The 25746-nt window shown below is 40.7% G+C and carries 15 protein-coding genes; 13 read left to right on the forward strand and 2 right to left on the reverse strand.

Translation table 11 applies throughout. From position 1 onward, the window contains the following. Positions 1-50: 50 nt before the first annotated feature. The 7 genes from QCD85_RS21270 to QCD85_RS21300 all read left to right on the forward strand — a co-directional run bounded on the left by QCD85_RS21270 (position 51) and on the right by QCD85_RS21300 (position 9804). Entirely contained in the window at positions 51-1556 is a 1506-nt protein-coding gene (locus tag QCD85_RS21270) for a UxaA family hydrolase (RefSeq protein ID WP_301263826.1), read from the forward strand. A 128-nt stretch (positions 1557-1684) separates the two neighbouring features. Next, on the forward strand, positions 1685-3235 hold the full coding sequence (locus QCD85_RS21275; RefSeq protein WP_301263827.1) for an MDR family MFS transporter: 1551 nt from the start codon (positions 1685-1687) through the stop codon (positions 3233-3235). A 485-nt stretch (positions 3236-3720) separates the two neighbouring features. Further along, complete coding sequence (gene ftsE, locus QCD85_RS21280) at positions 3721-4407, forward strand: cell division ATP-binding protein FtsE (protein WP_204827203.1); 687 nt, start codon at positions 3721-3723, stop codon at positions 4405-4407. After that, positions 4397-5317: a permease-like cell division protein FtsX gene (gene ftsX / locus QCD85_RS21285; protein WP_273613717.1), complete on the forward strand. Its 921-nt coding sequence runs from the start codon at positions 4397-4399 to the stop codon at positions 5315-5317. The genes ftsE and ftsX overlap by 11 nt, the downstream gene beginning before the upstream one ends. Positions 5318-5458: 141 nt before the next feature. Continuing rightward, positions 5459-6754: a murein hydrolase activator EnvC family protein gene (locus QCD85_RS21290; protein WP_301263828.1), complete on the forward strand. Its 1296-nt coding sequence runs from the start codon at positions 5459-5461 to the stop codon at positions 6752-6754. A gap of 29 nt (positions 6755-6783) precedes the next feature. After that, positions 6784-8250 (forward strand): S41 family peptidase, encoded by a 1467-nt coding sequence (locus QCD85_RS21295; RefSeq protein ID WP_273613715.1) that lies wholly within the window; start codon positions 6784-6786, stop codon positions 8248-8250. Positions 8251-8412: 162 nt separating this feature from the next. After that, positions 8413-9804 carry a PDZ domain-containing protein gene (locus tag QCD85_RS21300; protein ID WP_367317672.1) on the forward strand — a complete coding sequence of 464 codons (1392 nt, stop codon included), beginning with the start codon at positions 8413-8415 and terminating at the stop codon, positions 9802-9804. Positions 9805-10046: 242 nt separating this feature from the next. On the opposite strand, the gene QCD85_RS21305 is transcribed toward QCD85_RS21300, so the two are convergent. Together QCD85_RS21305 and QCD85_RS21310 are read right to left on the reverse strand one after the other, a co-directional pair. After that, a complete protein-coding gene (locus QCD85_RS21305; protein WP_273613713.1) occupies positions 10047-10865 on the reverse strand; it encodes a flagellar motor protein MotB in 819 nt (272 codons plus the stop codon). A gap of 2 nt (positions 10866-10867) precedes the next feature. Then, positions 10868-11653 (reverse strand): flagellar motor protein, encoded by a 786-nt coding sequence (locus QCD85_RS21310; protein ID WP_273613712.1) that lies wholly within the window; start codon positions 11651-11653, stop codon positions 10868-10870. A 347-nt stretch (positions 11654-12000) separates the two neighbouring features. Between QCD85_RS21310 and uvrB the strand changes: the two genes are divergently transcribed. From uvrB to QCD85_RS21340, 6 genes are all read left to right on the forward strand, one after another. Further along, complete coding sequence (gene uvrB / locus QCD85_RS21315) at positions 12001-13995, forward strand: excinuclease ABC subunit UvrB (protein ID WP_273613711.1); 1995 nt, start codon at positions 12001-12003, stop codon at positions 13993-13995. 219 nt (positions 13996-14214) lie between these two features. Continuing rightward, the gene (uvrA, locus tag QCD85_RS21320) at positions 14215-17076 is read left to right on the forward strand and encodes an excinuclease ABC subunit UvrA (RefSeq protein WP_301263830.1); all 2862 of its coding nucleotides are present in this window, start codon (positions 14215-14217) and stop codon (positions 17074-17076) included. A 231-nt stretch (positions 17077-17307) separates the two neighbouring features. After that, entirely contained in the window at positions 17308-18393 is a 1086-nt protein-coding gene (locus QCD85_RS21325; protein ID WP_301263831.1) for a S1C family serine protease, read from the forward strand. Between the two features lie 111 nt (positions 18394-18504). Beyond that, the gene (locus QCD85_RS21330; protein ID WP_301263832.1) at positions 18505-20430 is read left to right on the forward strand and encodes a stalk domain-containing protein; all 1926 of its coding nucleotides are present in this window, start codon (positions 18505-18507) and stop codon (positions 20428-20430) included. A gap of 237 nt (positions 20431-20667) precedes the next feature. Further along, positions 20668-23181, forward strand: a complete 2514-nt coding sequence (locus tag QCD85_RS21335; RefSeq protein WP_301263833.1) for a U32 family peptidase — start codon at positions 20668-20670, stop codon at positions 23179-23181. Positions 23182-23521: 340 nt separating this feature from the next. Further along, entirely contained in the window at positions 23522-25729 is a 2208-nt protein-coding gene (locus QCD85_RS21340) for a bifunctional alpha,alpha-trehalose-phosphate synthase (UDP-forming)/trehalose-phosphatase (RefSeq protein ID WP_301263834.1), read from the forward strand. Positions 25730-25746 lie beyond the last annotated feature (17 nt).

Raw genomic sequence — 25746 nt, forward strand, 5'->3', positions numbered from 1 at the left:
GCAGTACAAATCAGTGGATAGATACATCTTATGAGGAGGCATAATTAACCATGCTTGAATATATACAGATTCATCCTGATGACAATGTCGTCGTTGCATTGCGTGATTATCAGCAAGGCGAAATGATTACACTGGATACACCAACCGCTTTGCAGCAACAGATTACAGTTACAGAAGATATCGCCCGCGGGCATAAGATTGCGCTTCAACCTATCGAGATCAATCAACATATTATCAAATACGGCTATCCGATCGGACATGCGATTCAACCGATTATAGAAGGTAGTCATATTCATACGCATAATGCCAAAACCAATCTAACCGGTATCGAAGAATATCATTATCATCCCAAAACGTTATTCAATCCGTATACGCTTGAAAATCGTGCTTTTCAAGGCTACCGACGTAGCAATGGTGATGTAGGAATTCGAAATGAATTATGGATCGTACCTACTGTGGGCTGTGTGAACGGAATTGCTGAATTGATTCTAAGCGAGTTCCAGCGCGAAGTAGGTGATATCGCTCCTTTTGAAAATACATTAGTACTCAAACACAGCTATGGTTGCTCTCAGCTAGGAGATGATCATCAATATACACGAACTATTTTGGCAGATGCGGTCAAGCATCCGAATGTAGGCGGTGTGCTTGTACTTGGACTGGGCTGTGAAAATAATGAAATGGATCAATTCAAAGTAGCGATTGGTGAATACGATGAACATCGCGTTAAGTTCCTTGTCTCTCAAATGGTATCAGACGAAGTAGAAGCAGGCGTACAACTACTTAAAGAGATATTTGCCCATGTACAGGGTGATCATCGAGAAGATATTCCTTTATCCGATCTTAAAATCGGACTGAAATGTGGTGGTTCGGATGGATTATCAGGGATTACAGCGAATCCACTATTGGGCAAATTATCAGATTATATGGCGGCGCAAGGTGGGACAACAGTATTGACCGAAGTACCTGAGATGTTCGGCGCAGAACAGATATTGATGGAACGAGCAGCAGACGAACAAGTATTTGGCAAAATCGTACATTTGATTAATGATTTCAAGCAATATTTTATGGATTACAAACAGCCTGTCTATGAAAATCCTTCTCCTGGTAACAAAGCAGGCGGAATTACAACATTAGAAGATAAATCACTCGGTTGTACGCAAAAGTCAGGCATTTCTCCTGTACAAGATGTTCTATTATATGGAGAACGATTGCAGACACGTGGACTGAATTTGTTAAGTGCACCGGGCAATGATCTGGTAGCTTCGTCTGCACTGGCGGCAGCAGGTTGTCAGCTGGTGATTTTTACTACCGGACGGGGAACACCTTTTGGTTCCTTTGTACCTACGATGAAAGTGTCTACCAATTCCCCTTTATTTGCGAACAAACCGCATTGGATCGATTATAATGCAGGCACACTGGTTGAAGATGTAACGATAGAAGACGGATTACAAGATTTTATTGATTACATTATTGAAGTTGCCAGTGGTCGCTGGGTGAATAATGAGAAAAATAAATTCCGCGAACTCGCGATATTTAAAAGCGGAGTTACTTTGTAAATATAAATACGCGTTTGGCATCTTAAACGCAATATATGCTATACTCATTCCATTGTGACCAACGGGTCAGTAACTGATCGATGCTTTGCAGAAAGATCATGTTATGATTACGACAAAGGAGTGAGTGTATGTCAGCGTCTGTTGCTGCAAAAAATCAAAAAGCTTCAAAAACAGGCTGGATTGTTGCAGGGTTGCTGCTCGGTATTTTTATTGCGGCGATCGATAATACGATCGTAGCTACAGCAATTGCGACGATTGTAGGTGATCTTGGAGGATTTGATCAATTTGTATGGGTAACTTCAGCATACTTGGTCGCTTCACTCGCAGGTACACCTATTTTCGGCAAACTATCGGATATGTACGGTCGTAAGCGATTTTTTATTTTTGGTGTTGTTGTCTTTATGCTTGGTTCTATTTTGTGTGGTACAGCAGACTCGATCGTACAACTTAGTATTTATCGAGCGATTCAAGGGATTGGTGGCGGTGCGCTGGTACCGATTGCTTTTACGATTGTATTCGATACATTCCCACCGGAAAAACGCGGTAAAATGACAGGCTTACTAGGCGCTGTATTTGGTATGTCCAGTTTATTTGGCCCACTGTTAGGCGCTTATATTACCCAATATATGAACTGGCGCTGGGTGTTCTATATCAATGTTCCGTTTGGGATTGTTTCGTTTCTATTGGTTATGATTTTTTATCATGAATCGATGGAACGTTCGAAGCAAAAAATTGATTGGTGGGGCGCAGCGTTATTGATCGGAGCTGTCGTGTCCTTGATGTTCGCTTTAGAACTAGGCGGAGATACGTACGCTTGGAATTCAGGTGTGATTTTAGGATTGTTTGCAAGCTTTGTGGTACTGCTGATCGGATTTATTTTTGCAGAACAGAAAGCCGCAGAACCTATTATTTCATTTCCGATGTTCAAAGATCGGTTGTTCAGTAGCAGTACATTAGCCGCTTTTTTCTATGGAGCTGCTTTTATTACAGTAGCGCTCTATATTCCGATTTATATTCAAGGGGTTAGCGGTGGGACAGCGGTCAATTCCGGGCTTACTCTAATGCCGATGACGATCGGGTCTGTGATTGCAGCGATGCTTGGCGGAATACTGGTAAATAAATTAACATTCCGCCGAATTATGATGATCTCTGGATTTTTATTTGTACTAGGGATGGCATTGTTAAGCCGGATTACACCGGATACACCTGCATTACTATTATATCTGTATCTGGCTACAGCAGGCTTCGGAATTGGATTTTCTTTCTCAGTGCTGAATATCAGCGGAATTCAGAACTTTGATTTCCGTCAACGCGGAGCAGCGACCTCTACATTAACATTTGTTCGTTCTCTGGGAATGGCACTGGGTGTTACGATATTTGGATTGATCCAACGTAGCTTATTAAGCAATCAATTAGAAGCAGGGATAAATCAGAGTGGTGGTGAAAGTGCATTACCAGCAGGGCTTGATCTGACTCAGCTTGATCCACGTGCCTTGCTATCCGATGATATCAAATCTCATTTGCCAGCTCAGGTGATTGAGATGATTCAGGTAGCATTAACAAGTTCGATTGCAGGTACATTTATGTGGGCAGTCTTGCCAGCTATTGGAGCACTTATCGCTGTTTCTTGTATGGGTAAAGAACGTGCTCTTCAAACGAATAAGCCTACTCAAAAGTAAGTAATAACGTGATTGCAATATAAAGTAGTCATAGCAGGTATCCATAACAAACCCAAAAAAGATCGTTCATCTTCAGGTCAGTCTGAGATGGAACCGCTTTTGAAGGACGTTAGCAGAAGAAAGTCTGATTTCAGCATTGCGCTGATTTCAGGCTTTTTTGATTATGGAGTGATTTTCGAGTTATTATAGTACTCAAATGGTAACGAATTTGTTACAATAGAGATTGTTGAATCTGTCTTTCAAACATATGGTGTTTTGCTACATCCAGTACAAAGTACCTAATCGTATATTGGTTTACTTGATAAGAACCAACCTACCTATACTTAATGTTGTCTGTGAAAACGAATAGTAACCGTATAAGAAGAAATGGTGAGTCTAAATACCATGTACCACATGCAATCAACAAAACCATTCAGACATCATCTCTGATAACAAAATGTTGTCTATGATAAGGTGAATGATCTGATTATTTAGGAAGTGATAATTTGATAGAAATGCAGGATGTCTGGAAAACTTATCCGAATGGAGCTCATGCTCTTCAAGGTGTATCTGTGAAGATTGATCGCAATGAATTTGTATATGTGGTCGGTCCTTCCGGTGCGGGTAAGTCTACCTTTATGAAATTAATGTATCGTGAAGAAACACCAACAAAAGGTCAAATTTCTGTAAATGGATTTAATTTAGGCAAATTAAAACAGCGTAAGATTCCACTGTTGCGCCGTAATATCGGAGTTATTTTTCAAGATTTCCGTCTACTACCGAAATTAACAGCTTACGATAATGTTGCTTTTGCAATGGAAGTTATTGAAACGCCGCGAAAATTAATGAAAAAGCGGGTAATGGAAGTACTTGATCTGGTAGGGCTTCAAAGTAAAGCAGGGCGTTACCCTGAACAAATGTCCGGTGGTGAGCAACAGCGGATAGCTATTGCACGCGCAATCGTCAATAATCCGGCTGTGATTATAGCGGATGAACCTACAGGAAACCTTGATCCAGAGACTTCATATGGGATTATGCAATTGCTAGACGAAATTAATTTCCGCGGAACAACGATTATTATGGCTACTCATAACAGAGATATTGTTAATTCGATGCGTCGTCGGGTATTAGCGATCGAAGACGGTATGATCGTCAGAGATCAGATTAGAGGGGAGTACGGTTATGAATTTTAATACCTTCTTGCGACACTTGCGGGAAGGTTTTAGAAGCGTATTCCGCAACGGGTGGATGTCAGTTGCATCGATCACCTCTATTATTGTGTCTCTGTTTATTTTGGGTGTATTTATTTTGTTAGTTTTGAATGTGAATCAACTTGCCGATCAGGCAGATAGCGAAGTAGAGATCAACGTCTTTTTGGAACTCAATGTCGATCAGTCATTACGACAAGAGTTGCAACAAGAGATCAGCGCTATGACAGAAGTGAGTACTGTTACATTTGTTCCCAAAGCGCAAGGGTTACAAGAATTACGTGATCGTCTAGGTGAAGGTGGAGAATCATTCTTGCAAGGGTATGCGCAAGATAATAATCCATTGCCTGATGCTTTACGTATCCAAGTTATTGAACCAACTACCGTTCCTTTTGTCGCTCAGAAGATAGAAGCATTAAATAAAGAACATCCTGAAAAACCTATCCTTAAAGTTCGGTATGGTGGAGATACAGTACAGACGTTGTTCAAAGTGACAGCATTGATCCGCAATATTGGTCTAATTCTGGTTGCTGCTCTTGGATTGATGGCCATGTTCTTGATAGCGAATACGATTCGAGTGACTATACTCGCGCGTCGTCGTGAAATTAGTATTATGAAGTTAGTAGGAGCCACCAATCAGTTTATACGCTGGCCTTTCTTTATTGAAGGTGCATTGTTAGGCGGTATTGGTTCACTCGTAACGATCGCTATTTTATTTATAGGGTATCAGCAATTGGTAGCCGCTTCGGTTCGTTCATTCGGAATAGCATCTGTGATCACTTTGATTCCTTTACAGCAAATCTGGCCGCTATTGGGCAGTTTACTACTAGGACTTGGAGTATTGATCGGAATATGGGGCAGTACACTCTCAATTCGTCGCTTTCTTAAAGTGTAAAATAAATTATTTTCGTAAATATGCAAAAAAAGCTAAGATATCTGCAAAACATTGCCGATAATCATACTTGATGCAAGTGCTGAACGCCGGAAAACGACTGTTTCAAAAACCTACAAACGGTAAAAGGATGGGGAGAAAAAGTTGAAAAAAGTCGCATCAGTTATGGCTGTTATTTTATTGGCAGTCTCAGTGATCCAACCACAACAAGTACACGCCGCCAAATCGGTTAGTGATATCCAGAGTCAATTAAATGCTGTGGAGAAAAAAGCACAGGAAGCAGCCCAACAGAAGAAAAAAGCTGCTGCTCAAAAGAAAAAATCGCAAATGCTAAAAGCTAGAACACAAAAAGATCTAGGTAAAGTATTGCAAGCGATCAATGAAGTGAGCAGTCAGTTGGCTCGCGTTTCTAGTGATATTTCACAAACGGAATCAGGTCTTCGTCAGGCGAAAAAAGATTTGGCTGAAACCAAAGAACGTATTCATGCTCGTGAAGGTATGATTGATACTCGTGTACGAATGATGTATACCGACGGATTAATCTCTTATATGGATGTGTTAATGGCTTCAACGAACTTTTCCGATTTTGTAGAACGTGCGGATTCATTGCGTATGATTGTAGACCAGGATCAGGACATCTTGGCTCAACATGAAAAAGACAAACAATTCGTAATCGTGACACAGAAAAAATTAACCGCTTCTTATGCGAAAGCGAAAAGTCTATACGCTGAAAAAGCAGAGCGTAAAGGCGAATTAGATGCAAAAGAAAATGAAAAACAAGTACTCATTTCTAAATACAACACACAGATTGAGAATGCGGATGATATCACATCCGAGCAAGAACAAGCGTTATGGGATTTGGCAGACAAACGCGCTTCTCTCTATCAGGAGAAAACAGCACTAGAAGCACAAGAAAGAGCAGCAGCGGCGGCTCGTGCGGCAGCAGAAGCTCAAGCAAGAGCAGAAGCAGCAGCCAACAATCCTCCATCATCTGATGATGGTGGCGGTTATACTCCACCAAGTACAGGTGGATATCAAGGTAGCGGCAATGGAAGTATGGGTCTACCGGTGAATGGTGCGCGCATTTCTTCTCCTTTCGGATATCGTAATCACCCGATTCAAGGGGTATACAAAATGCACACGGGAGTCGATTTTGCAGCTCCACAAGGAACCGATATTCATGCTGCTCAAGGTGGAACAGTAGTTGTTGCGCAATGGCAAAATGGATACGGAAATACAGTTATTATCGATCATGGAAATGGGATCAAAACATTATACGGACATATTCGTGATGGCGGTATTGCTGTTTCTGTAGGTCAGACAGTAAGTCAAGGACAGAAGATTGCAGAAGTAGGTTCTACAGGGAACTCTACAGGCCCTCACTGTCACTTTGAAGTACGTGTGAATAATACGCCTGTCGATCCGATGGGTTATCTGTAATAGCGTTAAGCTCAGAGAGGCGGTAACACATGATGAGAAAACGCACCGTAGCACTGCTTGTGATTGCCATGATGGTGCTAAGTAGCGTGCTTACACTGGCTTTTACCAGTCTGCCAGGAATTGCTCGTAATGCTGTAAATGGACAAGGATTACTCGCTGCACTTAGCGGTGGAGGTCTAAGCGATCAACAACAGAGCAAACTCAGTACAGCTGCTAAATTGATTGAAAGTAATTATTACCAAGATGTAGATAGTAACAAGCTTGTAGATGGTGCAATCAATGGGATGATGGAAGCGTTAGGTGATCCTTATTCCAGTTATATGGCTCCTGAGACAGCAACTCAATTTTCTGAATCGATCGCAGGATCATTTACAGGAATTGGTGCAGAAGTATCGCAAGAAGATGGCAATGTCGTGATCGTTTCGCCGATCAAAGGTTCACCTGCGGAAAAAGCAGGATTACGTCCGAAAGATATTATCGTATCCATCAATGGCGAATCACTAGCTGGTGTGGACTTGAATGATGCTGTGAATAAGATTCGTGGCAAAAAAGGAACAACCGCTACTATTGAAATTAAACGTTCAGGCAGTTCCAATAATTTAACGTTCAAAATTGTTCGTGATGATATCGATGTCGAGACAGTCACTTCGAGAATGACTGCTGACAAAATCGGTGTGATTACCGTAACCCAGTTCTCAATGAATACCGCAGAGCGCTTTGATGCTGAAGTCAAAAAGCTTGAAGGCGAAGGTATGAAAGGTCTTGTGATTGATGTTCGTAACAATCCAGGTGGCGTTCTGTCTGTTGTAATTGATATGGCTGAACAATTTGTCCCGAATGGCAAATTGATCGTACAAGTCGAAGACAAAGCAGGTAAACGTGATGAGACCAAGTCTACCGGCAAAGGAGTTAAATATCCGATTGCTGTCGTAACAAATGGTGGTAGTGCAAGTGCTTCTGAGATTCTAGCAGGTGCATTGAAGCAATCTGCGGGTGCTACATTATATGGTGAGACTACCTATGGTAAAGGTACTGTGCAGACAAGTATGGACAATATCTTTAACGATGGTAGTTTAATCAAAATTACGATTGCCAAATGGTTGACTCCAAATGGAGATTGGATTCATAAAAAAGGAATCAAACCGGATGTGAAAATCGCTCCGCCCGATTACTTTACCGTGACTCCAATCAACAAAGAAAAAACACTCAAATATGATATGAACAATAGCGATATTAAGAGTGCTCAAATTATGTTAGATGGCCTTGGTTACAGTGTCGATCGCAAAGACGGTTATTTTGATCGTGATACCGAGAGTGCAGTGAAATCATTCCAGACCAAGCAAAAGCTGACGGTGACAGGTGCGATTGATGAGAAAACAGCAACTGCCCTTGAGATTGCATTAGTGAAGCATATTCAAGACCCACAATATGATGTTCAAATGAACAAAGCGATTGCTGGGGTTGAAAAGCAAATTTCTACAGCGAATACCAAATAATTTAAAGCTAACACTCCTATATTCATATGTATTTCCAAAAAGAAGGCTGTTATAGCCTTCTTTTTTTATGTAGAATAGAGAGAGTTGAGTCCATGTAGGATTTGATGGTACGATTTCTATGAAAGCCAGATAGATGGCAAAGGAGAGTGGCAACCGTTGAACGTGTTAGGTGAGGCACTCCGTATGATAGGCGGGGCTTTAGGGGCGCTATTAACACAGCCTTTTTATTATATATTTTTGATCGGTGTTTTGTTGCATTACAGACGTCAAGGTATTCTTGAACGTAAATTATTTAATATTCGTATTTATGTCTATGCAGGTCGTGTATTACGTACAGTGATTACAGGAATTATTGTCGGATTACTGGTATCGATTGTGATGGCATTTATAGGTATACATATACAGACAGAAGTTATCTGGTGTATAGGAACAATTTTGATTCTATTATCCGTATTCCGTCTACGTTATGCTCATATAACGATGGCTTTGGCTGTACTTACGATCATTTATATGGTGTTGCTCTCTTTACCGTCATGGCAACCTATAGGTTTTATCGGGCAAGTGATAGAGAGTATTCGCAATGTAGATTTGCCTGGATTGTTAGCCATCTCGGTATTATTACAATTGATTGAAGCAGTATTATTCCGTATGCAAGCCACTCGCTTTTCTTCTCCAGTTGTCATTGAAGGCAAGCGTGGTAAGCCTGTAGGGGCCTATGCAATAGAAGCATTCTGGTCGATTCCTTTATGGTTATTTATCCCTTCCACCGGTGGTCTTGTTCTGCCATGGACACCGCTTCATGGAGCAGAGTCATGGATAAATGGTGTATCTTTAACAGCATTACCGGTGATGATCGGTTGCAGTATATTAACACAGACCCATTTGCCACAAGTCAAAGTGAATGCGATAGCTAAGCGATTATTACAAAGTAGCTTCATTATGATCGTACTTGCGGCTTTGGCACTGTGGTGGGCGCCTATCGCTATCCCTGCATTAGTGATAGCTGTAATTTTACGTGAATGGATTATGTATGTGAGTAGACGAGAAGAGTCGCAGCAGAGCCCATTATTTATTCGTGGATTACGGGGACTTAAAATACTAGATGTTATCCCAGCTAGCCCGGCGGCAGAGTTAGGTATTACCGCAGGGGAAAGTGTATATAAAGTGAATGGACAGTTGATTCAAGACCCACAATCATTACATGCAGCATTACGAATCAATCCTGCTTTTTGCAAATTGGAAATATTAAATATTCAGGGCGAAAGTAAATTTCTACAACGAGCGATCTATGCAGGGGATCATCATCAGTTAGGCATGATTTTTGCACCGGACGATCAAGCTGTTATCTCTCCAGATATTCAGCGCTTATCGGTCTGGCATCTGGTCACCAAACCGCGTGTACACAAGTTGAACAACGGTTATCAGGAAGCGGATGCGACATTATTGCTAGAAAGCAATCTGGCTACGGAAACAGAGGTGCCTGAAGAGCCGATTGAATTGACTCCCGAGTATATCGAAAAGCATGGATTACCCAAGCGTCCACGACGTAAGTGAGTACTATTCAGTGCTGTAGTGTTAGGATCAGTCATTGCTTTACAACATAAGTAGGTATTTGAATATCAGCACTACAATAAATGATAAACTATAAAAAGCACCCAAGTGTACTCTCGATCAGCAGATGAGTAGATACACTTGAGTGCTTTTTTTGAATTCAAACTTAACAGTTACATCTTAGTATTAAAGCCTACCTATCACATGGTATTGAAAATACGAATGCTATTACTTGATCGCTCCTATTAGTCTTGCAACTGACGTAAAACGATAATTTCTACACGGCGATTTTTTTGACGGCCTGCCGCTGTTGAATTATCTGCGGTTGGACGTGTATCTCCATAACCCGCATATTGAAACTTCGATTTGTCTAATCCTTTAGTATCAATAAAATAACGTAGAACAGACAATGCACGTGCGCCCGATAATTCCCAGTTATCTTGATAACGTGAGGCATTCACAATAGGTAAATTATCGGTATGTCCTTCAATACTGACTGTTGTATCAATAGATTGGAATAAGCTAGATAATTGTGCAAGTGTTGCTAATGAAGGTGATTTGAGATTCGCTTGACCTTCGTTAAATAAAAATTGATCACTGAGTGTAATAGAGATCCCTTGCGGTTTGTCAGCGACGACGACTTGATTGCCTAGATTATTAGTTTTGACATACTTTTGGATCACACTCATTAGATTCGCTAATTCGCTTTCTTGCTTACGAAAAGCTTCTTCGCGATTAGTCAGTGTAGTTGCGCCGCTTTGTGTATCTTTACCGCCTGCATTGCCTGCTTGATTACTGGTCGACGTAGAACCACCGTTACTTGTATTTTTGCCAGCGGTTCCTGTGATACCTTTACCACCATCTAGAATCGAATTATCGCTTTGAAAAGTAAGCTGTAATGAATCGGTCAGCACCTGATACTTGGCAGTATCTACATGACTTACTGAATACATCACAACAAAGAAGATCAGTAACAACGTAATTAAATCAGCGTAGGTAATCAGCCAACGATCTTGCTGATTATGTCCAGTGCCTTTTTTACCTCGCCGAGAATAACGTGCCATCGTTATTCCTCCCCTGTTCTAGCTTCACGAATAAGATTTCCATTGTTCTCAGGCAAAAACGTTTCTAGCTTTTTACGTACCAATTGAGGATTTTCGCCATTTTGGATCGATAACACGCCTTCTAATAACATTTCCATCGTTTGAATATCAAGCTCGCTACGAGAACGGATTTTGGAAGCGATCGGTAAAAAGATCAGGTTGGCACTAGCAACACCATACAAAGTCGCTGTAAAAGCAACAGCAATCGATCCGCCTAATCCGGTAGGTTCGCTAAGACTACCTAATACCTGGATAAGACCCATAACGGTACCGATAATCCCCATCGTAGGTGCATACCCACCAGCAGAATCGAACACTTTAGCATATTGTTCATGTTCTAATTCTGTTTTGGTCATTTCCAGTTCTAGAATTTGTTGAATAACTTCACGATCTGTCCCATCGACTACTTGCTGAATACCTTCTCTTAGAAAAGGATTATCATGAGAAGAAGCTTGAGGCTCAAGAGCCAGTACACCTGCCCGGCGTGCATGTGTAGACATATTAACAATATCTTCAATCAATTGCTCATTATCAGTACCACCTGTTGAAAAGGTGAAAGCAATCGCACGCGGAATTTTTTTTAATCGTGCTAATGGAAAGCTGATTACAACAGCCGCAGCGGTTCCTCCAAATACGATCAATGCCGCAGCACCTTGAACTAGCCCGCTCGCATCGCCGCCTTCCCATAAAAAGCCCCCAATCAATGCAGCAAGCCCTGCAATAATCCCGATAATCGTTGTTAAATCCATTCATTCATCTCCTGTTCTGGGTATGGGGAATAACCGTAACTATAACGATTTACATGAAAAAAGTTAAAATTTCAGTCGTGTTTCAATTGCATAAACGCAGTAGGAGGAGTATAATATAAGAACAAACATTCCTATAGCGGTATATTTTTGCTGTGCTATAGAACTGATAATCTACAGACAACTTATTATAGAATAATTAACCAAAAATGAGATTCGTCAATTCATGGTGTGCCACCATCGTACATGTTGGGTAAAGTATAATGTATTCGGCACTTTGATTAACGGTCTCTTTTGTTATTATCGGGCATGTGTAATTTATATTTTAGACGATAGGGTGATGCAGGGCAATGAATGATATTGTTGTCAGCTCCAAGAAATTTGAAATACAGTCGGAATTCTCTCCTCAAGGCGATCAGCCTCAAGCGATAGATGAGTTGGTGAAAGGTATAGAACGAGGAGAAAAGTATCAGACTCTTCTCGGGGCAACCGGAACAGGTAAAACATTTACAATGGCACAAGTGATTGCCAAGTTGCAACGACCTACACTGGTTATTGCACATAACAAAACACTAGCGGCTCAATTAGCAGGGGAATTTAGAGACTTTTTCCCGAACAATTCAGTCGATTATTTTGTAAGTTATTATGATTATTATCAACCGGAAGCGTATATTCCGTCTTCAGATACGTATATTGAGAAAGACTCCAGTATCAATGAAGAGATTGATAAATTACGTCACTCCGCGACCAGTTCATTGTTTGAACGTCGTGATGTTATTATCGTAGCGAGTGTATCTTGTATTTATGGTCTGGGTTCACCGCAGGATTACGGCGGTTTGTTATTATCACTGCGTGTAGGTATGGAGAAGTCACGTAATGAAATATTATCTCGTTTAGTGGATATTCAGTATCAACGTAACGATATTAACTTTGTACGGGGTACTTTCCGTGTACGTGGTGATGTCATCGAGATATTCCCTGCTTCACGCGGAGAACAAGCAGTTCGTATCGAATTGTTTGGTGACGAGATTGAACGTATCACTGAGATTGATGTATTAACAGGCGAATTAGTCGGTGAACGCGAACATATTGCTATTTTCCCGGCATCTCACTTTGTTACCAAAGAAGAGACACTCAAAGTAGCACTTAAAAATATCGAACGTGAACTCGAAGAGCGCCTCAAAGTGTTAAATGAACAAGGTAAGTTGCTAGAAGCACAGCGTTTAGAGCAACGTACTAATTATGATCTTGAAATGATGAGAGAAGTAGGTTTCTGCTCAGGGATTGAGAACTACTCCGGTCCTCTTACTTTCCGTGAACGTGGAGATACTCCTTATACATTAATGGATTATTTTCCTGACGATATGTTGATCGTTGTCGATGAATCTCATGTGACATTACCGCAGATTAGAGCGATGTATAATGGTGACCAGGCACGTAAAAATGTTCTGGTAGATCATGGATTCCGTCTGCCATCTGCGCTTGATAATCGTCCACTGAAATTCGAAGAATTTGAAGATAAAATCAATCAGATTGTGTTCGTATCTGCGACACCGGGTCCTTATGAGCTGGAACACTGTCAAGAAATGACACAACAGATTATCCGTCCAACCGGACTACTTGATCCGATCATTGAAGTGCGTCCAACCAAAGGACAGATCGATGATATTATTGGAGAAATTCGGTTACGTATTGAGCGTGATGAACGGGTACTGTTAACGACCCTGACGAAGAAAATGTCAGAAGATTTAACCGATTATCTCAAAGAAATAGGAATCAAAGTCAGGTATCTGCATTCGGATATCAAAACACTGGAACGGATGTCGATCTTACGTGATCTACGTCTAGGTACATTCCATGTGCTTGTCGGAATTAACTTACTCCGGGAAGGACTTGATTTGCCTGAGGTATCTCTGGTAGCGATATTGGATGCAGACAAAGAAGGATTCCTGCGTTCAGAGCGTTCATTGATTCAGACCATTGGTCGTGCCGCACGTAACTCGGATGGTCGAGTCATTATGTATGGTGATCGTATAACCGATTCGATGCAAAAAGCGATCTTCGAAACAGAGCGTCGTCGTAGTATTCAGGTTGCTTATAATGAGGAACATGGCATTACGCCGCAAACGATCCGTAAAAAAATACGTGATGTTATCGAAGCGACCAAAGTGGCTGAAGGTAAAGCAAGTTATATGGAAGAGATCGGCAAAACAAAACTTTCCAAACGCGATCGTCAAGCACTGATTAGTCGTCTTGAACTGGAAATGAAAGAAGCAGCGAAAAATCTACAGTTTGAGCGTGCTGCTGAACTTCGAGACGCAGTGCTTGAACTGAAAGCTGAATAACAAATAGTTATAGTTAATAACAGATCGATATCGTCGGCGATCATCAATCATTTAATAGATAAATAATGAAGGTTGTTAAATATCCTGTGCTTGATGCAGTGATGTTTGGCAACCTTTATCATAGCTTGTAGCTAAATTCGATACATGCTCAACTAGAGATGTTCATATACAGAAGTGTAGCAATTACTCCGGAAGCACCGGACTTGGAGGTTGGATTATTTGGCAAACAAATTTATCGAGGTTAAAGGCGCACGAGCGCATAATCTCAAAAATATTGATATTAGTATCCCTCGCGATAGCTTTGTTGTATTAACAGGGTTAAGTGGATCAGGGAAATCTTCACTTGCATTTGATACGATTTATGCAGAAGGTCAACGTCGTTATGTCGAATCATTATCTGCATATGCTCGTCAGTTTTTGGGACAAATGGAGAAACCGGATGTCGATTCGATTGAAGGACTATCCCCTGCAATATCGATTGATCAGAAAACAACAAGTCGTAACCCTCGTTCTACTGTAGGGACAGTTACCGAAATTTATGATTACTTGCGTCTTTTGTTTGCGCGTGTAGGTCATCCTCATTGTCCTGTGCATGGAGTTGAGATCACTTCACAAACGGTAGAGCAAATGGTTGACCGTATTATGGAATATCCTGAGCGTACACGTCTACAGATTTTGGCACCTGTTATTTCTGGACGTAAAGGTGAACATAAAAGCATTTTCTCTGAAATCTCCAAGCAAGGTTTTGTACGTGCTCGTGTCAATGGTGAGATTAGAGATGTATCAGAAGATATTCAACTGGAAAAAAATAAAAAACATACGATCGAAGTAGTAGTTGACCGTATCGTAGTCAAAGAAGATGTAGCAGCACGTCTAGCAGATTCAATTGAGATGGCTTTGAAAATGTCTGGCGGTCAATTGCTAGTAGATATTATCGACAAAGAAGAACTTCGTTTTAGTTCGAATTTTGCTTGTCCGATCTGTGGATTCAGTATGGAAGAGTTATCTCCACGTATGTTTTCGTTTAACAGCCCGTTTGGAGCTTGTACCGAATGTGATGGGTTAGGTATACGTATGGTGGTCGATCCTGATCTGTTAATTCCAGATAAAAGTAAAACGATCGATCAAGGTGCTTTTCAAGCATGGAGCGGTGGATTATCGAACTATTATCCGCAATTTCTCAAATCAGTCTGTGAACATTACAAAATTCCGATCGATGTACCTGTGTCTGAGTTAACAGAACAGCAGATCAATATTATTTTAAAAGGTTCAGATGGACAAAAGATTCGTTTCCGTTATGAAAGTGACTTTGGACAGAAAAAAGAAGCTCAAGTCTTGTTCGAAGGTATTATTCATAATTTGGAACGTCGGTATAAAGATACATCTTCGGATAGTATGCGTGAATATATCGAAGGATTTATGAGTGCGAAGCCTTGTCCGGTATGTAAAGGCAATCGTTTGAAAAAAGAAATTCTTGCGGTTACTGTCAATAAGGTGAATATTTCTGAAGTAACAGCGATGCCAATTGGTGATGCAACTACCTTTTTTGAAAATCTAGTGTTGAGCGAAAAAGAGCAAAGTATTGCTCGCTTGATTTTGAAAGAAATCGGCAGTCGTTTAGGATTCCTAGTGAATGTAGGATTAGAGTATTTGACGATGGCACGTGCAGCAGGAACATTATCTGGTGGTGAAGCACAGCGTATTCGTCTAGCGACGCAGATCGGTTCCAGTCTGACCGGTGTACTTTATATTCTGGATGAGCCAAGTATTGGTCTACATCAACGGGATAATGATCGCTTAATTCACACATTAGAGCATATGCGTGATCTAGGAAATACGTTAATTGTGGTTGAGCATGATGAAGACACCATGATGGCGGCAGATCATATTATTGATATTGGACCAGGTGCAGGGATTCATGGAGGTCATGTGATTGCAGAAGGAACACCTGCTGAGATTATGGCACATCCTGATTCGCTGACCGGTCAATATTTAAGTGGTCGCAAATTTATTCCTGTACCTGCTAAGCGCCGCGAAGCAAGCGATCGTTGGTTAGAGATTCGCGGAGCCAAAGAAAATAATCTTAAAAATGTAAATGTTAAATTTCCAATTGGATTATTTACAGCTGTTACAGGGGTATCCGGTTCTGGTAAATCAACATTAGTAAATGAAATTCTATACAAAACACTAGCTCGCGATCTTAACAAAGCTAGAGTTCGTCCGGGTGAATATCGTGAAATTCGTGGATTAGAGCATGTGGATAAAGTAGTAGATATCGATCAATCTCCTATCGGTCGTACACCACGTTCCAATCCAGCAACGTATACAGGCGTATTTGATGATATTCGTGATCTGTTCGCTCAGACCAATGAAGCCAAAGTACGTGGTTACAAAAAAGGTCGCTTTAGCTTTAACGTTAAAGGTGGACGCTGTGAAGCTTGTCGTGGAGACGGTATTATCAAAATCGAAATGCACTTTTTACCAGACGTGTATGTTCCTTGCGAAATTTGTAAAGGCAAACGTTATAACCGTGAGACACTTGAAGTGAAATACAAAAACAAAAGTATCTCGGATGTGCTTGAAATGACCGTAGAAGACGGCGTAGACTTTTTCCAAAACATCCCGCGTATTCAGCGTAAAATGCAGACGTTGTTTGATGTAGGTCTAGGTTATGTGAAGCTAGGTCAACCGGCAACTACATTATCCGGTGGTGAAGCACAACGTGTGAAATTGGCTTCTGAACTTCATCGTCGTAGCACAGGTAAAACGATCTATATTTTAGATGAGCCAACAACAGGACTACATGTAGACGATATTGATCGTCTATTAACCGTACTTCATCGTCTGGTCGATTCCGGTGATTCCGTACTGGTGATTGAGCATAATCTGGATGTAATCAAAACAGCAGATTACTTGATCGATCTTGGTCCAGAAGGTGGTAGTGGCGGCGGTACGATTCTGGCATCAGGTAGTCCGGAACAACTGGTGAAGGTGAAGAATTCGTATACAGGTCATTATCTCAAACCTATTTTGGAACGAGATACACAGCGTAGTCGTGAGTTAGAGAGCAGTCAGGTGTAACATTAGCAGTAGCAATAATAGCCAGTACATGTTGAATAGTTCGATGTATTCAGATGTACTGGCTTGTTTTTTGCCTAAATATCCTTATATTTACCAATGAATATGCAAAGATAGTTCTTCATGGCAATTGTGTCATACCTGTGCATATGCTACATTGGAATCAGACTATTTTTCCTACAAAATGACAATTTTACAGGAACGTATACGCAACTATAGAAAGGCTGGATGAATTTGAAATTATCCCGATCCAAATTACCTGCACTTGTATTATTAACTTCTGTGTTGATGTTACCGACACAACAATCGGTATGGGCATCGGATACAAGCGACGCTTCAAGTTATACATATTCCTCTCCAAAGTTTGCAGCTTCTACAACAAGTAATATTTCTAAAATTATTGCTCGTATTTCTCCTTCTGTAGTAGGTATTGTAGGTACCCCTACAGCTGAAGCTATCGCTTCGGAAGGTGGTTCTGAAAGCGAAGAGCCGGGCGGAACAGGCATCGCTTTCGGTTCTGGTGTTATTATTTCATCAGACGGTTGGATTGTAACGAATGCCCATGTGATTGACAGTATGGAACCTGGAGCTAAAGTGATCACATCGGAAGCCAAAGGAAACAGTAAAACGTATCTGGTGAAAGAAATTTACAGCGATACTGTCAGTGATCTAGCTATTATCAAAATCAATGCTACATCGCTAAAAGTTGCATCATTTGTATCCAGTAAAGAGCAACCGGTAGTCGGTGAACAAGTAGTGGCTATTGGTACACCGTTATCACTATCCCTACGTAATTCAGCAACATCTGGCATTATTAGCGGTGTGAATCGTGCTGTTGATGCTTCGTACAAATTGCTTCAAACTGATGCAGCGATCAATCCAGGGAACAGTGGCGGCCCATTGGTCAATATGGATGGCAAAGTGATCGGGATTAATACGATGAAATATGAAGCACTGGGCGTAGATAATCTTGGATTTACGATTCCAGCAGATACTGTTCAATACATTATTGGACAGTTATTCAAATACGGCGAAGTTCATCGTGCTTCCTTAGGGTTGGATTTTGAAGAAAGTGAAGATGCACTTAGCGGTATGCCTACTGATGATGCGTTGACAGTAGGGAAAGTGAATTCTAAGATTGCAACCAAAGCAGGCATTAAAAAAGGTGATATTCTATACAGTGTAAATGGAAAAAAAGTACACACTGTTGTTGACCTTAACGAAATTCTCAAATCGTATGTACCAGGGCAAACAGTCAAACTGGTCATGCAATCCAATGGCGATATTATTAATCGTCAAATCAAATTAAGTAAAGAATAATCGGCTGTAAGCCTATCGATGAGGAACATCGCGATAACAGATACAACACTATCAGTCAGAAATCGCTGTTGGAATTTCCAACAAGCTTGTATACAGAAATGAGGAGCTTGAATGAGTAAGTGGTTGCGGATTACCGCTTCAAGTCTACTGGCTATTATGCTTGTGTTGACAACCGTCTATGCAACAACAGGAACAGCATCGGCAGCAGCACTATTGGAATTGAAGATCAAAAAAGGCAGTACATCTGCAACGATCAATGGTCAAAAGCAAAGTATCGTCAAACCTTACGAAAGTAATGGAATCACAATGGTACAATTAGGGCTATTTACACGTGCATTCAAAGCACAGGTGAAGTTGCAAGAAAATGATTCGATCAAGTTGATATACGGCAAGCGTACACTTTCGATGACAATTGGTAGCAAAAAAGCATATTTAAACGGTTCTACATTCACACTTGATGCAGCTCCTGTGATGAAATCAGGTATCTTAATGGTTCCTGTTCGCTCTGTAGCTAAAAGTATCGGTGCGAAGTTCAAAGTAGTATCCGGTCAAATGATTATTACAGCCGCACCGGCAACAACGGATTCGAGTAAAGATAAATCTAGTCATGCTGGTAAAACGAAAGTCGGAAATAGTAAATATCAATGGTCGATCAATTACCCGAGCGATTTAATGTATCTGGGTTCTCAAAGTAGTGAGAGTGCCACATTTATGGATAGTGAAGGTAACTATTATTTACAAATTTCTGTCGATCCAGAAATTGCTTCCGCAGATGAAGCGAATGAAAGTGATCCGCAAGATTTGTTAGACGATTTGGTATTGTATGCGCAAGATGCTGGCGAAATGGTAGTTGATCAAAAAGCCGTTTCTAGCAGTAAAGGCAATTATGCTTATATCATTTCCAAAAATTCAGATGGCATTTTGTCAGAAACACGTATTTATACAGGTAATGGACATACGTATTATGTTTTTTATGCTAATTCGGAAGCTTCCAGTTATAAAGATTTTGCTGATAAAAAGGTTACTTCTTTACTGAATTCGTTCCAAACTTCTTTCAATAGTGGAGATAAAGCAATCGAAGATCTAGCCAGTGAAGCAGACAGTGCAGGTTCAGAAAATACATTAGAAGCTAGTGAGTATGGCGTCTATATGGAACTTCCATCCGATTTCACAGCTAGTGAAGATACAACCGATGCTTCTGCCAAAGACGGTTCGTATGTGTCTGTTAATGTCTATAGTGCACCGTCAGGAAGCACATTAGCCGATTGGTTACAGAAGATTCAAGGCTGGTTTGCCGACAATTTTAACAGCGATGCTTATCGTGATCTGGGTAGCGAGCAAAAAGAAATTGCAGGACAAACAGCAACTGTCAACAAATTAGAATACAACTTTGGAGATGCTTGGACGACTGAATATGAAGTATTATTCCAAAAAAATGGATATCGTTATTATGTAGAATATAGCACTCCATCGGATAAAGCTTCGAAAGATGCAGATTTCAAAGTGATCACAGATTCCTTGGAACTTGATTTCCCTACATTGGAAGAAAACTTTGGTTCGTTACCGATTGACTACTATTCGCAAGATCGTAGCAAAGTAACCACGCACACATCCAAACTTAATCATTACAGTGTACAAGTTCCTCGTCATTGGACAAGTACTGATAATGATTATGAATCGTCTTACGTGTATTTTTCTCATACAGGTGGATCATTCAATATTTCAACCAAAACAACAAGTTCCTTGGAAAAAGCAGTGACCCAATGGAAAGCGACATTTGAGGGTTCTGGAGATAATAATGTATACGGCGTAGAACTATCTGAAGGCACACCAACAACGTTTGCAGGTGTTCCTGCTTATACCTTTACAGCCAATTATCCAGATGCGACTCATCCTTATACAGGAACGTATACGTTATTCACTCAAGGCAAAATCACTTATATTTTAAGTGATGAAGTCAATAACGCCAATAATACACCTGTTCATCAAGCAGAGTTAGCTAAGGTATTAGCTTCTTTTCAATTAACAGCTAATTAAATCGGTCCATAAGAACAGAGCTACCTTTACCGGTAGCTTTTTCTTATGAATAAAGATGAAAAAAGATCATGATTTTCATTGAAAATTCAAGCAATAAGGTAGATAGACGCTCTTCGGTCTGTTACACTGGAATTAGAATAAATTTAAATCATCGTATCTGTTGATATACATGATCGCATGATCAATATTAAAACGTGTTGCCAATGTTATGGCAATCTAGGAGGATATAAACTTTACATGAGTGATACAGGGTTACGAAGAGAAGACGTGGAGCTTTTAGCACCTGCGGGTGACTGGGACTGCATGCGGGCGGCGGTAGCCAATGGGGCAGACGCAGTCTTTTTTGGCGTGGAGAAGTTCAATGCACGAGCACGTGCGAACAATTTCCGTATGGATGAATTGCCTGAGATTATGTCGTTTTTGCATAGCTATGGAGTCAAAGGGTTTTTAACCTTTAATATACTGGTATTTGAAAATGAATTATCCGATGCTCGTGAATTGATTGATGCTTGTGTTGTGGCAGGTGTAGATGCAGTTATCGTACAGGATTTGGGATTGGTTAAAATGATTCGTGAGATTTCACCAGACTTCCCGATTCATGGTTCGACACAGATGACAATTACATCACCAGAAGCAGTTGAATTTACGAAGCCATTTGATATTGAGCGTGTAGTACTTGGACGTGAAAATAACCTTAAACAAATCAAAAAAATCGGTGAGCAAGCACGTTTGCCAATGGAAGTATTTGTTCATGGCGCACTATGTGTATCGTATTCCGGTCAATGTCTAACTTCTGAAATGTGGGGTGGACGTTCTGCGAACCGCGGAGAATGTGCACAAGCTTGTCGTTTGCCATATGATCTAATGGTGGATGGAACGCAGAAGATTATGGGAGACGTAACGTATTTGCTTTCTCCTAAAGATTTGGCGGCTATCGATATTATGCCTGAATTAATCGAAGCAGGAGTGACTTCTTTCAAAATTGAAGGTCGTCTCAAAACGCCTGAATATGTAGCCAACGTTGTGAGCAAATACCGTAAAGCGATCGATCGTTATTTTGAAGGAGATCGTGATTCGATTACACGTGAAGATATTCGTGAATTAGAACAAAGCTTTTCTCGTGGATTCACGCATGGTTTCTTAGATGGAACGAATAACAAAAAATTGGTAGACGGTACATTTCCAAAAAGTCGTGGTGTCTATATGGGTCGCGTCGAGCAAGTATTACGCGATGGCGTAGTCTGCCGCTTAGAAGCTCCGCTTAAACGTGGAGACGGGATTGTATTTGATGCAGGAGATCCTACGCAAAAAGAGCAAGGCGGACGTGTCTATGATCTACGTCGTAAAGGCGTGAAGATCGAAGGCGAAGCTGATGAGACATGGATGGTTGATATTGTTCCAGGTCGTAACGATGTGAATCTACATCGTGTACATGTCGGTGATAAAGTATGGAAAACCAATGATCCTGCGCTCGACAAACGGATGAGACAAAGCTTTGATACCGAGAAGCCTTATCGTGTATTCCCTGTTCATGTCAAAGCTGTAGGGCATGTAGGACAGCCTTTAGTCACATGGTGGACAGATGTACAAAAAGGTGTCACTGTACGTGTCGATTCTGAAATGGAATTAGAGATTGCTGCTAAGCGTCCAATGACTTCTGAATTACTGGAAGAACAATTTGGCCGTCTGGGAGGCACTGTTTTCCAATTGGATCAATTAGAAGTGCAATTGCATGGTGATATTATTATCCCGATGCGTGAATTAAATAATATTCGTCGTCAAGCAGTAGAACAGCTTGCTGGAGAGCGTCCGAAGCCACCTGTGTATATTCAACGTGATATTGAAGTGTATGGTGATTCTGTAGCAGCCTCTGCGCCTGTTCAAGGAACAGCAGCAACATTGACAGCATTGTGCCGTAGCGTAGAGCAAGTGGAAGCAGCACTACAAGCTGGAATCGAAATGATCTATGCTGACTTTGAATTTATTAAGCAATTTCCTGCTGCTGTTGCCGCTGTACGTGCAGCCGGTAAAAAAATCGCTTTAGCGACACCACGTATTCATATGCCTGGTGAAAATGGTTACCATGCCAATATTCTACGTCTCCAACCGGATGCAGTACTGGTACGTAATACAGGAGCATTGTATTATTACTTGAGTCGTCGTCAGACACATCCAGAAGAAAATCATCCAGAATTAATCGGGGATTTCTCTTTGAATGTAGCAAATCACAAAACAGTAGATCTATTTTTAGAAGCAGGTGTTGACCGTATCACACCTTCATACGATCTCAATATTCAACAAATGGTTGATTTGCTCAGTCGTACACAGACTTCTCAGTTAGAAGTCGTTATTCATCAGCATATGCCAATGTTCCATACCGAGCATTGTGTATATTGTACTTTCCTTAGCGAAGGCACAGACTATACGAACTGTGGTCGTCCTTGTGAAGAGAAACGCGTTTCGTTGCAAGACCGGATTGGTATGTCTCATCCTGTACGTGTAGATGAAGGATGTCGTAATACCGTTTATAATGCGATCGAACAATCAGGTGCTGAATACCTGAGTGATTTCCTACAATTGGGAGTGCCTAGTTACCGTATTGAGTTCCTTGAAGAAACACCAGAGCAAGTCACAGAAGTGATCGAATTGTATACCAAAGCATTACGTGGTGAGATCAACGGTACCCAAGTATGGCGTACTTTGAAAGCTACTAATCAGCTAGGTGTAACTCGCGGACAATTGGTCAAATAATCAAAAATGTATATAGATATAAGAAAAAGAGAATGCGCTAAGCATTCTCTTTTTTTATGTCCCAGTGGACGATCGTTCACCTACAAATAGACTGATAATTTTGCTGATTTTGCAATCATTATTTTTCCAGAGATATAGCGGATGAAAAGGTTCTCATAATGATTTGTGATCAGCCATGTTGAGTCGTACATATAATTTAAGGGTAATTTGCATAAGCAATGACTTTACTGTCGGTGAAGTCAAATGAAAGAAATGGTCTGATAAATTCAGGCGATTTACACATAATGAAAAGCAAGCCAATCACATAATTATTCAATTATTGTTTAGGAGAGGGGATTCAATGAGTAAAATTATTTTTGTATCCAACCGTTTACCTGTAACTGTAAAAAAAGGTGAAACAGAGATTGAATATAGTATAAGTATAGGTGGACTGGCTACCGGTCTGAAAAGCTACCACGAACAATCCGATAGTCTATGGGCAGGATGGCCTGGAGTAGCACAAGACGATCTTAATGAAGAAGAAACACAAACGATTAATAGTGAATTGCAAGAATCATATAACTGTTTACCGATCTTTTTGTCGGAACAAGAGATTGAGCAATATTACCATGGATTCTGTAATGAAACGATCTGGCCGTTGTTCCATTATTTTAATGACAAAGCAGAGTACAATACAGAGACATGGGATGCTTACAAAAACGTCAATCAGAAGTTTTTTGATGCGTTAGAGCCTGTGATCGAACCAAATGATACGATCTGGATTCATGATTATCAATTAATGTTACTTCCACAGATGATCAGAGAAAAATATCCCGATACTCGGATTGGGTTTTTTCTGCATATTCCATTCCCTTCCTTCGAAATCTATCGTCTGTTAATCTGGCGCGAAGAGATCTTGCAAGGATTATTGGGAGCTAATCTGATCGGATTCCATACTTATGATTATGTACGCCACTTTTTAAGTAGTGTACGTCGTATTTTAGGTAAAGAACATAACTTATACAAAATCAACGGAGAAACACATACTGTGCAAGTGGATGCTTTCCCGATGGGTATTGATTACGACTACTTTGCAGCACCGAATCAATCTCAGAATTTGTCCTCAGAAGCACAAGAATTTATTGAAAGTACGAAAAGTGTACAAAATATCATCTCGGTCGATCGCTTAGATTACACCAAAGGGATTCCAGACCGTATTAAAGCGTTCAAGCAATTTCTGGCGCAATACCCGGAATATCATGAGAAAGTACGCTTAAACCTCATCGTAGCGCCTTCTCGTGTCGGTGTAGAAGCATATGATTCGCTAAAACGTGAAATCGAAGAACTCGTTAGTGAAGTGAATGGTAAATTCGGTACACTGAGCTGGATGCCAGTCTGGTTCTTTTTCCGTACATTTACGCAAGACGATCTTATCGCTTTCTACCGCAATAGTGATGTGCTCTTAGTAACTCCACTACGCGATGGTATGAACCTTGTTGCTAAAGAATATATCGCTTCGCGTACTGATTACAAAGGTATGATTGTTCTAAGTGAAACAGCAGGAGCAGCGAGTGAGTTGGGCGAAGGTGTTATCGTGAATCCGAACGATTACGGCGAAATTGCCGCAGGTATCAAAACAGCACTTGATATGCCAGATCATGAAAAAATCGAACGTAACAAAATGCTACATGTTCGTCTTTCCCGTTATAATGTGAAATTCTGGGCAGATGAATTCTTGGTAGCTCTTAAAAATACAACTGAAGAGCAGACGCCTACTCGTCCACTTCTGAATCTCAAATCTGGATATTCAGATATGGAAAAAGTGTATAGCGATTCAGAGAAACGATTACTGTTCTTAGATTATGACGGTACATTGGTAGGATTTAAGCCTACGCCAGAACAAGCGAAGCCAGACGAAGAGCTGAAGCAGTTGCTTGCTGATCTATGCAAAGACCCTCGTAATACAGTCGTTATTATTACAGGACGAGATCGCTTTGTAATGGAAAAATGGCTAGGTGATCTAGATCTTCATATTATCGCTTCTCATGGTCTGTGGTTCCGTAAGCCAGGAGCAGACGAAGAGTGGATGATGACTGTCAATGTAGACAACGATTGGAAAGATACGATCCGTCATATTTTAGAGAAGTATACAGATCGTACGCCAGGATCGTTAATTGAAGAAAAAGAATACTCGTTAGCATGGCATTACAGACAATGCGAACCTGATATGATCGGACTCAAACGTGACGAGCTTAAAGAAGCGTTGTTGTCGATAACCAATTCGATGAGTATCGGTGTACTAGAAGGTAATAAAGTGCTAGAAGTGAAAGATAACCGTATTAACAAAGGACATGGAGCGCATTTGTTGCTTCGTGATCAAGAATATGACTTTATTTTGGGTGTAGGCGATGATACAACAGATGAAGATTTGTTCTCAGCGCTTCCAAAAGATTCATATTCCGTCAAAATCGGAACAGGCAATACGCATGCTAATTACCGTTTGAAATCGGTAAAAGATATGCGCTTATTGCTCAAACGATTAGTTACACAAAACAAACAAGAAGTATAATATATAATCTATAGATG

Origin of the sequence: Paenibacillus sp. PsM32 (genome assembly GCF_030433815.1) — a bacterium.
In the GTDB taxonomy this organism is placed as follows: domain Bacteria; phylum Bacillota; class Bacilli; order Paenibacillales; family Paenibacillaceae; genus Saccharibacillus; species Saccharibacillus kyungheensis.

What these genes read in the sequence shown, in the direction of transcription:
- QCD85_RS21270 (WP_301263826.1), top strand. Translation starts at nt 51, where the DNA reads ATGCTTGAATATATACAGATTCATCCTGATGACAATGTCGTCGTTGCA.
- QCD85_RS21275 (WP_301263827.1), top strand. Translation starts at nt 1,685, where the DNA reads ATGTCAGCGTCTGTTGCTGCAAAAAATCAAAAAGCTTCAAAAACAGGC.
- ftsX (WP_273613717.1), top strand. Translation starts at nt 4,397, where the DNA reads ATGAATTTTAATACCTTCTTGCGACACTTGCGGGAAGGTTTTAGAAGC.
- QCD85_RS21295 (WP_273613715.1), top strand. Translation starts at nt 6,784, where the DNA reads ATGATGAGAAAACGCACCGTAGCACTGCTTGTGATTGCCATGATGGTG.
- QCD85_RS21305 (WP_273613713.1), bottom strand. Translation starts at nt 10,865, where the DNA reads ATGGCACGTTATTCTCGGCGAGGTAAAAAAGGCACTGGACATAATCAG.
- QCD85_RS21310 (WP_273613712.1), bottom strand. Translation starts at nt 11,653, where the DNA reads ATGGATTTAACAACGATTATCGGGATTATTGCAGGGCTTGCTGCATTG.
- uvrB (WP_273613711.1), top strand. Translation starts at nt 12,001, where the DNA reads ATGAATGATATTGTTGTCAGCTCCAAGAAATTTGAAATACAGTCGGAA.
- QCD85_RS21330 (WP_301263832.1), top strand. Translation starts at nt 18,505, where the DNA reads ATGAGTAAGTGGTTGCGGATTACCGCTTCAAGTCTACTGGCTATTATG.
- QCD85_RS21335 (WP_301263833.1), top strand. Translation starts at nt 20,668, where the DNA reads ATGAGTGATACAGGGTTACGAAGAGAAGACGTGGAGCTTTTAGCACCT.
- QCD85_RS21340 (WP_301263834.1), top strand. Translation starts at nt 23,522, where the DNA reads ATGAGTAAAATTATTTTTGTATCCAACCGTTTACCTGTAACTGTAAAA.